13 protein-coding genes and 1 pseudogene are annotated in these 12,269 nt (G+C 62.3%); 3 read left to right on the forward strand and 11 right to left on the reverse strand.

Annotation, left to right across the window (positions count from 1 at the left end; genetic code table 11):
- Positions 1–13 precede the first annotated feature (13 nt).
- From ACZ1HA_RS12105 to ACZ1HA_RS12120, 4 genes are read right to left on the reverse strand one after another with little or no spacing between them, the layout of a single operon-like run.
- On the reverse strand, positions 14–634 hold the full coding sequence (locus ACZ1HA_RS12105; protein ID WP_472714040.1) for a pyridoxamine 5'-phosphate oxidase family protein: 621 nt from the start codon (positions 632–634) through the stop codon (positions 14–16).
- The gene (locus ACZ1HA_RS12110; RefSeq protein WP_375230303.1) at positions 627–1,358 is read right to left on the reverse strand and encodes a lysophospholipid acyltransferase family protein; all 732 of its coding nucleotides are present in this window, start codon (positions 1,356–1,358) and stop codon (positions 627–629) included. Before ACZ1HA_RS12110 ends, ACZ1HA_RS12105 begins: the two co-directional genes overlap by 8 nt.
- Complete coding sequence (locus tag ACZ1HA_RS12115) at positions 1,358–2,236, reverse strand: cell division protein FtsX (RefSeq protein ID WP_472715327.1); 879 nt, start codon at positions 2,234–2,236, stop codon at positions 1,358–1,360. Before ACZ1HA_RS12115 ends, ACZ1HA_RS12110 begins: the two co-directional genes overlap by 1 nt.
- A 20-nt stretch (positions 2,237–2,256) precedes the next feature.
- Positions 2,257–2,934 carry a cell division ATP-binding protein FtsE gene (locus ACZ1HA_RS12120; protein ID WP_472714041.1) on the reverse strand — a complete coding sequence of 226 codons (678 nt, stop codon included), beginning with the start codon at positions 2,932–2,934 and terminating at the stop codon, positions 2,257–2,259.
- Positions 2,935–3,103: 169 nt separating this feature from the next.
- Here ACZ1HA_RS12120 and ACZ1HA_RS12125 point away from each other — a divergent pair, with 169 nt between their 5' ends.
- Positions 3,104–3,994, forward strand: coding sequence for a zinc-ribbon domain-containing protein (locus ACZ1HA_RS12125; protein ID WP_472714042.1), 891 nt, complete (start codon positions 3,104–3,106; stop codon positions 3,992–3,994).
- 19 nt (positions 3,995–4,013) lie between these two features.
- Here ACZ1HA_RS12125 and ACZ1HA_RS12130 read toward each other — a convergent pair.
- The 6 genes and pseudogenes from ACZ1HA_RS12130 to argH all read right to left on the reverse strand — a co-directional run bounded on the left by ACZ1HA_RS12130 (position 4,014) and on the right by argH (position 10,047).
- Positions 4,014–6,625: pseudogene (locus ACZ1HA_RS12130) on the reverse strand (TIGR02302 family protein).
- Positions 6,626–6,664: 39 nt separating this feature from the next.
- On the reverse strand, positions 6,665–7,930 hold the full coding sequence (lysA, locus tag ACZ1HA_RS12135; RefSeq protein ID WP_472714043.1) for a diaminopimelate decarboxylase: 1,266 nt from the start codon (positions 7,928–7,930) through the stop codon (positions 6,665–6,667).
- Positions 7,931–7,986: 56 nt separating this feature from the next.
- On the reverse strand, positions 7,987–8,295 hold the full coding sequence (locus tag ACZ1HA_RS12140) for a DUF2834 domain-containing protein (RefSeq protein ID WP_375230952.1): 309 nt from the start codon (positions 8,293–8,295) through the stop codon (positions 7,987–7,989).
- A gap of 5 nt (positions 8,296–8,300) precedes the next feature.
- On the reverse strand, positions 8,301–8,444 hold the full coding sequence (locus ACZ1HA_RS12145; RefSeq protein WP_472714044.1) for a hypothetical protein: 144 nt from the start codon (positions 8,442–8,444) through the stop codon (positions 8,301–8,303).
- Between the two features lie 17 nt (positions 8,445–8,461).
- Positions 8,462–8,638, reverse strand: coding sequence for a hypothetical protein (locus tag ACZ1HA_RS12150; RefSeq protein ID WP_472714045.1), 177 nt, complete (start codon positions 8,636–8,638; stop codon positions 8,462–8,464).
- A complete protein-coding gene (argH, locus tag ACZ1HA_RS12155; RefSeq protein WP_472714046.1) occupies positions 8,635–10,047 on the reverse strand; it encodes an argininosuccinate lyase in 1,413 nt (470 codons plus the stop codon). Before argH ends, ACZ1HA_RS12150 begins: the two co-directional genes overlap by 4 nt.
- A 24-nt stretch (positions 10,048–10,071) precedes the next feature.
- Between argH and ACZ1HA_RS12160 the strand changes: the two genes are divergently transcribed.
- The gene (locus tag ACZ1HA_RS12160; RefSeq protein WP_472714047.1) at positions 10,072–10,647 is read left to right on the forward strand and encodes a TlpA disulfide reductase family protein; all 576 of its coding nucleotides are present in this window, start codon (positions 10,072–10,074) and stop codon (positions 10,645–10,647) included.
- A 31-nt stretch (positions 10,648–10,678) separates the two neighbouring features.
- Here the strand turns inward: ACZ1HA_RS12160 and ACZ1HA_RS12165 are convergent, their stop codons facing one another.
- Entirely contained in the window at positions 10,679–11,773 is a 1,095-nt protein-coding gene (locus ACZ1HA_RS12165) for an alcohol dehydrogenase family protein (protein ID WP_472714048.1), read from the reverse strand.
- 161 nt (positions 11,774–11,934) lie between these two features.
- On the opposite strand from ACZ1HA_RS12165, the gene ACZ1HA_RS12170 reads away from it, so the two are divergent.
- Positions 11,935–12,261, forward strand: a complete 327-nt coding sequence (locus ACZ1HA_RS12170) for a hypothetical protein (RefSeq protein ID WP_472714049.1) — start codon at positions 11,935–11,937, stop codon at positions 12,259–12,261.
- Positions 12,262–12,269 lie beyond the last annotated feature (8 nt).

Raw genomic sequence — 12,269 nt, forward strand, 5'->3', positions numbered from 1 at the left:
ACGCGGGCGCGTATCAGTCCGGATCAGACCACATGGTCCGGGCCGCCCGAGGCGCCCAGGCATCGTCATAGGGTTTGCCGCCCTCTGCACCGTCTGTCTGTTCGGCGAGGATCTCGCCGGGGGTTGGCAGCCCGGCGCTTTCATCTCCACCTGACCATGTGCCCGACCGCAGAAGCGCGCGCGCACACTGGGTATAGATTTCGCCGATTTCGATGATGATGACCGTGCGCGGCAGGTGTTTGTCGCGCGCAAACCGCTGCAGCATCTCCGCATCAGCGGTCAGCCAGGCCCGCCCGTTCAGACGCACCACGGTGTTCGATCCCGGCACCATGAACATGAGCGAAATCCGGCCGTCCTCGACAATATTGCGCAGTGAATCGAGGCGGTTGTTCCCGCGCCAGTCGGGCATTGCCAGGGTCTGCGGGTCCAGTTCGGTGACCACCGGGCCGGCATCCCCGCGCGGGCTGCCGTCGGTGCCGTTGGGACCAACGGTGCTGAGCACACAGAACTTTGAGGCCATGATCCATTTGCGATAGAGCGGGGTCATCCGGTGCGCCACTTTGTTCAGCGACGCAGATCCCGGCCTGCCATAGAGCGCTTCGAGCGCTTCGGTCGTCCTGATCGGTTCAGCCATTGATCTCTCCTCTGAAACCCGCCTCAGCCATCAGCGCATCGGAACGGCCCTCAACATCTGCCTCCAGCTTTTCCATGAAGGCGTCGCGGGACAGCCCCGGTTCAATGATGGGCAGGAATTCGACAACAGCCACCCCCGGCTTGCGCAACAGACCACGCTTGGGCCAGAGCACGCCGACGTTTGTGGCGACCGGCGCACAGCGCTGGCCGAGCTGTTCATAAAGCACCCCTGTCCCGACCTTGTAGGGCATCTTTTTGCCCGGCGGGACACGCGTACCCTGCGAATAGATGATCAGCTGACCAGGCTCCGCACGGCCCGCTTCGACATCCGCCACCATTTTCTCAATGGCCTTGCCGCGTTTGCCCCGGTCTACCGGAACGCAGCCCAGCATTTTTGCGTACTGACCGATGACGGGCATCATAAGGATTTCTTTTTTCATGATGAATTTCGCCGCCGGAAGGGCCGTGAAGATCATCATGATATCGAGGAAGGACTGGTGCTTGGCCGCCACGAGGGCTTCACCGTCGGGCGGGGTGCCGCGCACCTCACATTTCATACCAACCATCCAGGACGCCGTCCAGAAGACGTAGCGCGAGTACCCCTTGCAGGCCGCATAGGCCCCGCGGCGGCTGAACAAAGCCCATGGGGCAAAGGCGATGCCAAAAAGAGGCATGGCGATGTACATCTGAACGATAAAGATGACGGACCGGATATACTGAATCATCAGGCGAGCTCCCTCAGGGCGCGGTGTGCGGCGTAGCGTGTCGCCAGAAAGGCAACCGCCGCCATCAACGGCGGGATCAGCCCGGGCAGCAACCATTCGGCTCCTTCAAATCCGATACCAGACAGAAACCCCGCCATATCGGTGGCGGGCGGCAGCACCCGGACAAAGATCATGGCGACGGCAGCGCCGCCGAACGCCCCCAGCAGCACCCGCAGGGTGAAGCGGCGGATAAAGGCCTGTGCGATATAGCGGTCTGTTGCGCCGACAAGACGGAGCACCCGGATCACCTGGGCATTAGCGGCAAGGGAAGCATTGGCAGCAAGCGTGACCATCGCCGCAGATGTCAGCCCCAGGAGAAGGGCGCTGAACCAGCCGACAGCGCGCAGCCGTCCGGCCGAAGCCACCAGCGGCGCGCGCCACTGGTTATGGTCATCAAGAACCGCGCCGGGCACTTCCGCCTCCAGCCGCAGTTGCAGGCCCTGACCGTCGAAACCATCGGGGGCTTCGGTGATTTCTATCAGTCCGGGCAACGGCAGGGTGCTGAGATCCAGCCCGGATCCGAACCAGGGCTCCAGCAGCGCCTGCTGATCGCTGGCGGTCAGTGCACGAAAACTCTGCACACCCGCAGTGGTCTCCAGAATGCTGAGGGCCGTGGCCTGCAGGTCCGCCATCTGCTCCGAAGGGGCTGTGATACGGACCGTGGAGGTGCGGGCCAGTTCATCCCCCCAGCTGTCCGCCAGCCGATCCGCCGCAAGCGTCAGGGCCAGCGCAAAAACCGCCAGAAACCCCATGGCCGCAGCCGCAAAAACCGTCAGCCGCGCGGTGAAGCCGGACGGGGGCACAACCCGGTCAGAGCGTGTGTCGCCCCGCACCAGCATTCGCAGATCATCCGGCAGGCTCACAGGTCTGCTCCCGCCAGGTTGAGCTGACCATTGGCTATGCGCAGGACACGAGCCTGCACCTGCGCCTTTGCCGCCCGTATCAGGCTGAGGTCGTGCGTTGCGATCAGGACGGTCTTGCCCATTCGGTTGAGCTCAACCAGCAGGTGCAGCAGGCGCTGGGACATTTCCCAGTCCACATTGCCCGTTGGTTCATCTGCGAGCACCACATCAGGTGACATGATCACCGCGCGCGCAAGTGCCGCGCGCTGCCGTTCACCACCCGAAAGCTCCGGCGGCAGTGCGTCAGCGCGATGCGCAAGACCGACCCACGCCATCAGTTCCTGCAGGTCATCTTCCGCTTCTGACGTCTGGCGATCCGCCGCGGCCAGCGGCAGCAGGATGTTTTCCGAAACCGTCAGGTGATCGAGAAACTGGCAGTCCTGGTGCACTACGCCGACACGACGGCGCATCATGGCAATACCGTCCCGTTCCAGCCTACTCATGTCTTCACCGAATGCGGTGACCTGCCCTGCGGTTGGCTGCAGCGCGCCATAGCAGAGTTTCAGCAGCGTCGTTTTGCCCGCACCGGAAGGACCGGTCAGGAAATGGAACGACCCCGCCCCGAGGCTCACAGAAACATCAGATAACAGCCCGCCACCGCCGTAGCTGTAGGCGACTTTGTCCAGCTCGATCACAGGGCCTCCGCTCAGATACAGGCGATGTTGTGCCCCAGCACCGGTCTGGTTTCAATGCATCACTTGCCCTCTTAATGCACAGTTAACACTTTTCGGACAGACACGAAGCGCCTAAGATGATGCAAAACTAAAAAAAGTGGTCCGAGGTCATGAAACAGCAGGTTTTTCCATGCGACTGATTTGCCCGAATTGCGACGCGCAATACGAAGTTCCGGACGAAGTCATGCCGCCCGAGGGGCGCGATGTGCAATGCTCGAACTGCGGCCAGACATGGTTTCAGGACCATCCCGATGCCGTTCCCGACATTGAGGAAGAAGTCACCGGCCCCCAGACGGCTGGCAATGAGAGCAGACCGGCAGCCCCCGGGACGACGGCGCCGGAGCCCGCAGCCGCACCACCTGAGACACCGGCCTCTGCGGCCCCCCGCGCTGCAGAAGAGCAACCAGAGGACACACCTCCGGAGCCCCCTGCCCGCCGGCGTGTTGATCCCGCTGTTGCCAGTGTGTTGCAGGAAGAGGCTGAGCTTGAGGCACAGGCGCGCCGCAACGAAATGGCCGACAGCCTTGAGAGCCAGCCGGATCTGGGCCTGCCGGAAACTGATGCCCGGGACGACGCGGACCGTACCCGCGGCGCAGACCAGGATACGCCAGAGACCGGCGACCAGGTGACCCCGGCACCGGGTCAGATGCAGGATGCAGCTGCCGTGGCCGCCGCCGCTGCGGGGTCACGCCGCGATCTGCTGCCGGATATCGAAGAAATCAATTCCACGCTGCGTTCCAACAACGACCGGAACCCGGGCAGTGATCCCGGTCAGACGGCGCAGGCGGAAAACCGGGAAAAGCGCAGCTCGCGCCGTGGTTTCATCCTCGTGATCGCCCTCGTGGCGGTGATGGCGCTTGTGTATGTTTATGCCCAGCAACTGGCCGGGGCGATGCCACAGTTCGCAGATGCTCTGCAGACCTACGTGACCATCATCGATGGCTGGCGTGCCTGGCTTGACGGCAAGGTCGCGGGCATTCTGACCTGGCTGGACGCAGTCGCTGTGTCCAGCAGTCAGTAGATTTTCAGGCCAGATCTACTCAGAAACGATCAAGCAGCCGGTTGAGGTAATTGCGCTCTTCCTCTGGGCGTTCTGCTTCGCCTGACCGCCGCCGGATTTCATCGAGCAGCTCGCGCGCCCGACCATAGGCATCGTCGTTCAGAGCCAGCGGACCATTGTCGCCATCCGCACCGGAGTTGCCCGACTCGCGTCCCAGCGGGTCACGGTTGTCCGCACGCCGGTCCGATTCCTGAGCGCCCTGCCCGGGCTGCTGCTGTTGCTGCTGCTGGGCCATCATCTCTCCCAGCGACCGCATGCCTTCCCGCAACGCTTCCATGGCCTGGCCCTGATTGTCGATTGCTTCAGCCAGGTCATCCTGGCGCAGCGCCTCCTCGGCCCCGTCCATTGCACGGCCTGCGCGGTCCAGCGCGTCGCGCGCGGCGTCTCCCTCGGGCGTTCCGGCGCCGGGCAGATTCTGCTGCTGGCGGCTCAGTTCATCACGCAGAGCCTGCTGACGATCGGCGATACTGCCCTGCGGATCGGCGCCCTGTCCGGGCTGGCCCGGTGCGCCCTGTTGCGCGTTCTGATCACCGCTGCCCTGTCCCTGGCCCTGCTGGCCCTCGTGGCTCTGGCCCCGGCCCTCACCACCATTGCGGCCCTCGTTGCCCTGGCTCTCCCCGGCCTGGGCGCCCGGGTTGAACTGCTCCTGCAGATCGCGGAACGCCTGATCACTCAGACCCTGCTGCTGCCGCAGGGTATCGGCCAGGCCTTCCATCGCCTGCTCGCCCGCACTTTGTCCACCCTGACCCTGCTGGCCCTGGGTGACGCGCATGTTTTCCATCATCTGCTGCAGTTCCTGAAGCGCCTGCTGCGCCTCGGCCATCCGGCCCTGTTCCATCAGCTCCTGGATACGGTCCATCATCTGTTGCAGGTCGTCCTGCGACAGCTGCATGCTGTTCTGCTGATCGCCCTGCTGTTGCTGCTGGCCGTTCTGCTGTTCCTGCTGCTGGCGCTGCGCCTGACGGGAAAGTTGCTGCAGGTAGTCTTCGGTCGCGCGGCGCAGCTCCCGCATCAGTTCGGCAATTTCTTCGTCCGAAGCACCGTTTTTGATTGCCTCGTTCAGACGTTCCTGCGCCCGGCGCATGCGCTCGGCTGCATCCGCCAGATCGCCCTCCTCCAGCAGCAGCGCAAGATCCCACAGATCGGCCGCAAGGCTGGTCTGTTTTTCCTCGCTCATACCGTGCCGGGCATGGGTTTCCAGCTGCCGGATCACCCGGCGCAGCCGCAGCACATCAGTTTCTTTGCGGAAAACATCTTCGGGGACATAGCTGACCGCGCGCAGGACCTGTGCGATGCGCGACATATTCCCCCGCGACCACAACAGATCGCGGCGCGCCTCGATCACCGCAGCGGCCAGCGGATCAAAGAAACGGCGACCCGGCAGGACAATCGCCCGTGGGTTCGTTATGGCATCCTGCTCTGCACCATCGAGGGCTGACAGGCTGACAAACACCGGAAGATTTGCCCAGGCGTGTTCCGAGAAGTCCTCAATCAGGTTTTCTTCGAACTGCGCCCGGTTGCCCGCAATCGGCGTTGGCAACGGAACGACCAGATCGGGCCGGGCTTCTGGGTCGATTGTCAGTCCGTAGCGCCGGTCAACCGATGCAAGGTCCAGCGTGAAGACCGCCTCACCCGCCTCAACGCCGTAGTCATCACTGGCCTCAAACGGCAGAGTCATTTCTCCGATGGCAGACGCGGTCGGTTCAGACAGCACGGCAATTTCGGGCGGCATGTCCTCAATCACCACGACCTGCCAGCTGCGCCCCCCGGGCCGTTGATGGTGATATCGCCGCTTTGCGCGACAATGAAATCCTGCGCGGGATCAGAGGCAGGCGGCACTTCCGTGCGGCCGGATACTGTCTCTGCAAGCGTCAGCGCGCCGATTTCGCCATATAGGCGCAACGTAATCAGACTGCCCTCAGGGATTTCCAGAGTGCCCGCATCGATGTCATTGAGATAGATTGTGGGTTTGCCCGTATAGCGGGGGCTCTCTGCCCAACCTTCCCAGACAGGACCACTGGCCAGACCACCCGCACCCGGCGTCATGTCTGCCACGGTCCCAACCCGCCAGACAGATCCGAAAATGAGTGCCACAGCGAAAAACAGCGCTGCCATATACCGCAGGGCAAAAGGGTCCCGGTCTGCAATACGCAGATCGGCCGGAACCGGCGTCGCAGCGCGCGCCCGCTCTGCCATGCGCGCCTGATGCGCCCGCCACACGGCAGCAGATGCCGCATCCTCATGTCCGATTGTCTGTGTGTCCAGCAGCGCCTGCACGGGGCGGCCGGGAAGGCTCGCATCGAGCCGCGCCAGAGCTTCACTGCGTGCCGGCCAGCGGAACGTGCGCAGCGCATAAAAGCCACCTGCCGCAAGCGCCAGAAGGGTCACGACCACAGCGCCCCAGACGACCTCGACACCCACGGCGTCCTGAAGACCCAGCATGAGCGCGGCAAGGACCGTCAGCAGCACGCTGAACACCGGCCAGCAGCTGCGCAACAACCGCTCAGAGATCATTCCCAGATGCGTGAAGCGCAGCGGCCATATCAGGGCGCGCAGTGTTTTGTCTGCATCGTGACGGGAAAAAGATGACATCGGTACCTCTCCACTGGGCGGGTCTGGCACCTTATGCCATCACAACCATTCAGGAATGGTATCCCGATTTATCATTTCGTCAAAGGTCGGGCGTCGGCGAATAACCGCAAATTGATCATTGTGAACCAGAACCTCCGGAATAAGCGGCCGCGAGTTGTATTCACTGCTCATGACCGCGCCATAGGCTCCCGCAGACCTGAAGGCGACGAGACCGCCAGCCTCAACCGGTGGCATGACCCGTTCCCGTGCGAATGTATCGCCCGTCTCGCAGACCGGACCAACGATATCGTATTTCGCCTGTGTTCCGCCCGGCTCGGGCTCTGTCACAGGGACAATATCGTGATAAGCCTCGTACATCGCGGGCCGGATCAGATCGTTCATTGCGCCATCAAGGATCAGGAAATCACGTCCTTCACCAGATTTCACATAGATCACTTCAGAAACCATTAAGCCTGCGTTCCCGGCGATCAGCCGGCCGGGTTCAATCTCGATCTCGCAACCCAGATGACCAAGTGTTTTCAGCACCATAGCGCCGTAGTCAGAAGGCAGTGGCGGTGCCTGGTTGTCGCGCGCATAAGGGATGCCGAGACCGCCGCCAAGGTCCAGCCTGCGGATGTTATGACCGTCCGCGCGCAGAGTTTCGGTCAGTTCGGCGACTTTCTGGTACGCCAGCTCAAAGGGTGCAAGGTCCGTCAGCTGGCTGCCGATGTGCACGTCAATCCCGATCACCTCAAGACCCGGCAGGGAGGCCGCGAGCCTGTACACTTCGCGGGCACGCGAGATCGGGATGCCGAATTTGTTTTCCGACTTGCCGGTCGCAATTTTTGCGTGAGTTTTTGCATCCACATCCGGATTAATCCGGATCGTAACCGGAGCCACAACGCCCATTTCCCGGGCAGTTGCGTCCAGAACCATCATTTCCGGCTCGGATTCGACGTTGAACTGGCGAATTCCCCCTTCAAGCGCCAGCCGGATTTCCGCGGCGGTCTTTCCGACGCCGGAGAAAACGATGCGTTCGCCGGGCACGCCGGCCGCTTTGGCACGCATGTATTCCCCGCCCGAGACCACATCCATGCCAGCACCTGCCTGCGCCAGTGTTTTGAGGATGGCCTGATTGCTGGCGGCCTTCATCGCATAACAGACAAGGTGATCAACGCCCGCCAGCGCCTCATCAAAGAGGGTGAAGTGGCGCAGCAGCGTCGCAGTTGAATAGACGTAGAACGGCGTGCCAACCGCTGCCGCAATTTCCGGAACGGGGACGTCTTCGGCGTGCAGAACACCGTCTTTGTAGAGAAAATGATCCATAAACGCGCATTAGCCACGATTCCCCGGTCAGATCAATGCAGATCGGTGCGGCAGCCTCACGCGTCGTTGTTGTGACGCAGGAAGAGGTAAAGCGGCAATCCGCAGCTGACCCCGATGCAAAAGGTTGCCGGGATAGCGATGAGGCCCCGCCAGCGGCGTGTCCGGACAGTCTCGGCAATAATCCAGACGGTCAGTGCACTGGCCGCAACGGTCAGGTCCCAGACCAGGCCACTGGTCGCAGCATTTGCATGCCAGGCGTCGACCATCGCCATGAGATCATAGCCGTTCTCGTTGAACCAGGTCAGAAACCAGCTCATCGGGTGGATCGTGCCCCAGACGGCCAGCGCAAGATAGACATACCGCATCTTTGTCAAAGTCCTTTAGAGACGCCGAAGCGCGCTTCACCCGAGAACGTGACACCGGTTTCGACGGCAGGCTCGCGCGGGATCGGTCTGAGCGTGGGGTCAACCGGTTCGGGCTGAGTGCAGCCCACAAGCGCAGCCAGAGCCACCACCGGGAAACACCTGAACATCACAGTCCGACGCGTACAGAGACAGGTCCGCGGTTCAGGCCCACGCTGGCGCTCGGATAGATACCGCTGTTCGAAATTGTTACGCCACCGTTCACCGTTGGCCGGACCGGTTCCCCATCCGCGCCACAGGCTGCCAGCATCGCAAGTGCCAGCAAAGCTCCGGTCAGTCTGATCATGCCATCAGCTCCTTCCAGCGGGCGACCTGCTCACGCACCTGCGCGGGCGCAGTCCCACCATAAGATGTACGCGAATTGACCGAATTTTCCACCCCAAGCACACCAAACACGTCTTCGGTGATGCCGGAATGGGCGGATTTCATCTCGTCCAGCGACAGATCCGGCAGATCACATCCTTTGGATTCGGCCAGCGCCACAAGGCTGCCGGTGATGTGATGCGCTTCGCGGAAGGGCAGCCCCAGCACGCGCACCAGCCAGTCGGCAAGATCAGTTGCCGTGGAGAAGCCCGAGCCTGCCGCCGCTGCCAGGCTCTCCCGGTTCGCGGTCATGTCTGTCACCATGCCCGTCATTGCGGCCAGCGCCAGCATCAGGTTGTCAGCGGCGTCAAACACCTGCTCTTTGTCTTCCTGCATGTCCTTGGAATAGGTCAGCGGCAGGCCCTTCATCACCATCATAAGCGCGGTGTTCGCGCCGAAAATCCGGCCGACCTTGGCGCGGATCAGCTCTGCGGCGTCAGGGTTCTTTTTCTGCGGCATGATAGACGAGCCTGTCGAGAACCGGTCGCTCAGCGTCACAAAACAGAACTGTGCAGACGACCAGATTACCAGCTCCTCGGCAAAACGGCTGAGGTGCACGGCACAGATGGACGCAGCACTCAGGAACTCCAGCGCGAAATCGCGATCGCTCACCGCGTCCAGCGAATTGGCCGCAGGGGCATCAAAACCCAGCGCTTCGGCAGTCATATGGCGGTCAATCGGAAAGGACGTGCCAGCCAGCGCGGCAGCACCCAGCGGGCATGTATTCATCCGTGCGCGGGCATCCCGCACCCGGCTCAGATCGCGCCCGAACATCTCGACATAGGCCATCATGTGATGCCCCCAGGTCACCGGCTGCGCCGTCTGCAAATGGGTAAAGCCCGGCATAACCCAGCCGGCACCCGCCTCTGCCTGATCCAGCAACGCACGGATCAGCGCCTGCAGACCGGTGTCACAGGCGTCAAGCTGGTCGCGCACCCAGAGTTTGAAATCGGTCGCGACCTGATCATTCCGGCTGCGCCCTGTGTGCAGTCGCCCTGCCGGTTCGCCGATAATTTCCTTAAGACGCGATTCCACATTCATGTGGATATCCTCAAGAGCGGCGGAAAACGGAAAGTCTCCTGCCTCTATCTCTGACAAGACCGTGAGCAGGCCTTCCCGAATGGCGTCGACATCGTTAGGTTCCAGAATGCCTGTCGCGCCCAGCATTGCGGCATGCGCACGCGAGCCTGCGATATCCTGTGCCGCCATCCGCTGGTCAAAACCGATTGAGGCATTAATTGCCTCCATAATCGCGTCGGGACCTGCGGAGAAACGGCCGCCCCACATGGCGTTGGATGCGGTGGTTTTCTGCGTGTCGCTGGAATCTGTCATCTGCCTGAATCCTCCGGAGGGGATATGAAAAATCTCGTTTCTGCGCTCGTTTATACGGCCCTCAGCCTGGGCGCAATCACAGCTGCAACCGCAGCCCACGCAGACCTCGAAGCAGCAGCCCTGCTGCGCGAGGGTGACATGAAAAAGCTGATCATCCACGAGGTGCCAGAGGCAACATCAGACGCGCAGTTCGATCTGGCGGATGGCGCGGGGCAGACATCGCTCGAGGCCTGGCGCGGTAAATACGTGCTGCTGAATTTCTGGGCGACCTGGTGCGCACCCTGCCGCAAGGAAATGCCGATGCTGTCCGAGCTGCAGACCGAGTTTGGCGGTGACGATTTCGAGGTGCTGACCATCGCCACAGGCCGCAATTCGCCGGCGGGCATCCAGAAATTCTTTGAAGAAACAGGCATTTCCAACCTGCCGCGCCACCAGGACCCGAAACAGGCGCTGGCCAGCCAGATGGGCATTTTCGGACTGCCGATCACCGTGCTGATCGACCCCGAAGGTCGCGAAATTGCCCGGCTGCGCGGTGACGCGGACTGGTCATCGGACAGCGCCAAAGCCATTCTGGCCACTATCCTGGGCAAAAACAGCTGAGGGCGGAGACCGCCGCGCGAGGCGGTCCCTCTCAGACCTGTGGCAGCAGCACGATATTTCCGACATGGCTTTTGCCGGAGAACGCTTCCTGAGCGTCTGAAATGTCGAAAAGCGGGTATGTCCCGGCCACCAGCGGGCGCACTTCGCCCTTTTCGATGTATCCGACCAGGTTCCGGAAGATCTCCGGCGGCAGCACCGTTGACCCTGTAAAGGTCAGGTCCCGCAGGTAAAGTGTGCGCAGATCGAGCCCGACAATGGGCCCTGCAATCGCGCCCGAACAGGTATACCGCCCTCCCCGCTCCAGCACGTCGATCAGCGCGGGAAAGTATTCTCCACCGACGATATCCGCGACGACACTGGCGGTTCGCTGGCCGATTGCACCCTCCAGCGCCGCCGCCAGATCAGCGGGCGCACGCGGCAGCACAGCCGCCGGGTTCAGAGCGGCGACCTGGTCGTGTTTCGCTTCGCCCGCAAGACAGACAACCCCGGCACCGCGCCGCCGGGCCAGCTGTGTCAGGGCGGACCCGACCCCGCCTGAGGCCCCCGTGACCAGCACCGTATCCTCTGCCGTGACACCGGCACGGGTCAGCATGCCTTCGGCGGTACTGTAGGAACAGGCAAAGGTCGCCAGCTCTGCATCGCTCAGCGGGCTGTCCACGGCGACCGCATTGCGGTGATCGACCACCATGTATTCCGCGAAGCCCCCATCACATTCCGACCCGACATAGCCGGTTTTTTCCCGGTTGTGCGGGTCGTCCCAGTCGCGCAGCCAGCAATCCACCATAACGCGCCGCCCGATCAGGCCCTGTTCTGCGGCTTCACCCGCGGCCACAACCTCTCCGACCACATCCGCACCCTGGATACGCGGGAAAGCAACAGGTGCGCCGCCCCAGCTGGGCTCCTCATCGCCTGCGTCCACAGCATCAGCCGTGGCGCCCGTCACTGATTTTGCGTACCAGCCCGTGCGGGTATTGATGTCGGTATTGTTGACCCCGCAGGCACCAACGCGGATCAGCACGTCATGCGGGCCGGGCTGCGGCACCGGCCAGTCCCCGCGGAGTTCCAGCACCTCGGGTCCACCATGTCTGGTCAGCACGACTGCGCGCATTGTTTCAGGCACTGCCATATCTGCCCCTCTTCATCCAATTCGTGTTGCAGGCCCGCGCGGTATCCCACAGTGCCGCAGCCCTTGCCAGAAATTTCCGGAAACCCGGGCCGTGCTTTACGGAAAATTTCTTTTCCTTGGTCATAGTGTGCCCGGTTCAGGCCGGATCCCGGAGGTTAAATATGACACGTACCGATATTTTTCAGATGTATTTCAGCGGTCTGGCCGAACTGGCGATCTGCGCTCTGGGATGGACGGTTGTCGTGATGCTGCCGCTGAGCGGTGTCGTTCTGGCCAGCGGTCAGGCTCAGGTGCCCGAGAGTGCCTTTTTTCTTGTCTTCTCGTCAGCGGTGCTGATGGCTCTGTGGCCCGGCCAGACATTCTGGACCATCCGCAGGAAAACCTCCCGTGGCCGCGTTCACAGTATCATCGGCCAGCCGAGCGATGATGACATCGCGGCGGCCAACCGGATTGCAGCCCGCAGCCGCACCCCGGGCGCGGAAATTTAACCGCCCCG

This window comes from Roseobacter sp. S87 (assembly GCF_055693285.1).

Bases quoted from the DNA above. Each gene is read 5' to 3' on its own strand.
- ACZ1HA_RS12105 (WP_472714040.1), bottom strand. From the start codon at position 634: ATGGCTGAACCGATCAGGACGACCGAAGCGCTCGAAGCGCTCTATGGC.
- ACZ1HA_RS12110 (WP_375230303.1), bottom strand. From the start codon at position 1,358: ATGATTCAGTATATCCGGTCCGTCATCTTTATCGTTCAGATGTACATC.
- ACZ1HA_RS12115 (WP_472715327.1), bottom strand. From the start codon at position 2,236: ATGCTGGTGCGGGGCGACACACGCTCTGACCGGGTTGTGCCCCCGTCC.
- ACZ1HA_RS12125 (WP_472714042.1), top strand. From the start codon at position 3,104: ATGCGACTGATTTGCCCGAATTGCGACGCGCAATACGAAGTTCCGGAC.
- lysA (WP_472714043.1), bottom strand. From the start codon at position 7,930: ATGGATCATTTTCTCTACAAAGACGGTGTTCTGCACGCCGAAGACGTC.
- ACZ1HA_RS12140 (WP_375230952.1), bottom strand. From the start codon at position 8,295: ATGCGGTATGTCTATCTTGCGCTGGCCGTCTGGGGCACGATCCACCCG.
- ACZ1HA_RS12150 (WP_472714045.1), bottom strand. From the start codon at position 8,638: ATGATCAGACTGACCGGAGCTTTGCTGGCACTTGCGATGCTGGCAGCC.
- argH (WP_472714046.1), bottom strand. From the start codon at position 10,047: ATGACAGATTCCAGCGACACGCAGAAAACCACCGCATCCAACGCCATG.
- ACZ1HA_RS12160 (WP_472714047.1), top strand. From the start codon at position 10,072: ATGAAAAATCTCGTTTCTGCGCTCGTTTATACGGCCCTCAGCCTGGGC.
- ACZ1HA_RS12165 (WP_472714048.1), bottom strand. From the start codon at position 11,773: ATGGCAGTGCCTGAAACAATGCGCGCAGTCGTGCTGACCAGACATGGT.
- ACZ1HA_RS12170 (WP_472714049.1), top strand. From the start codon at position 11,935: ATGACACGTACCGATATTTTTCAGATGTATTTCAGCGGTCTGGCCGAA.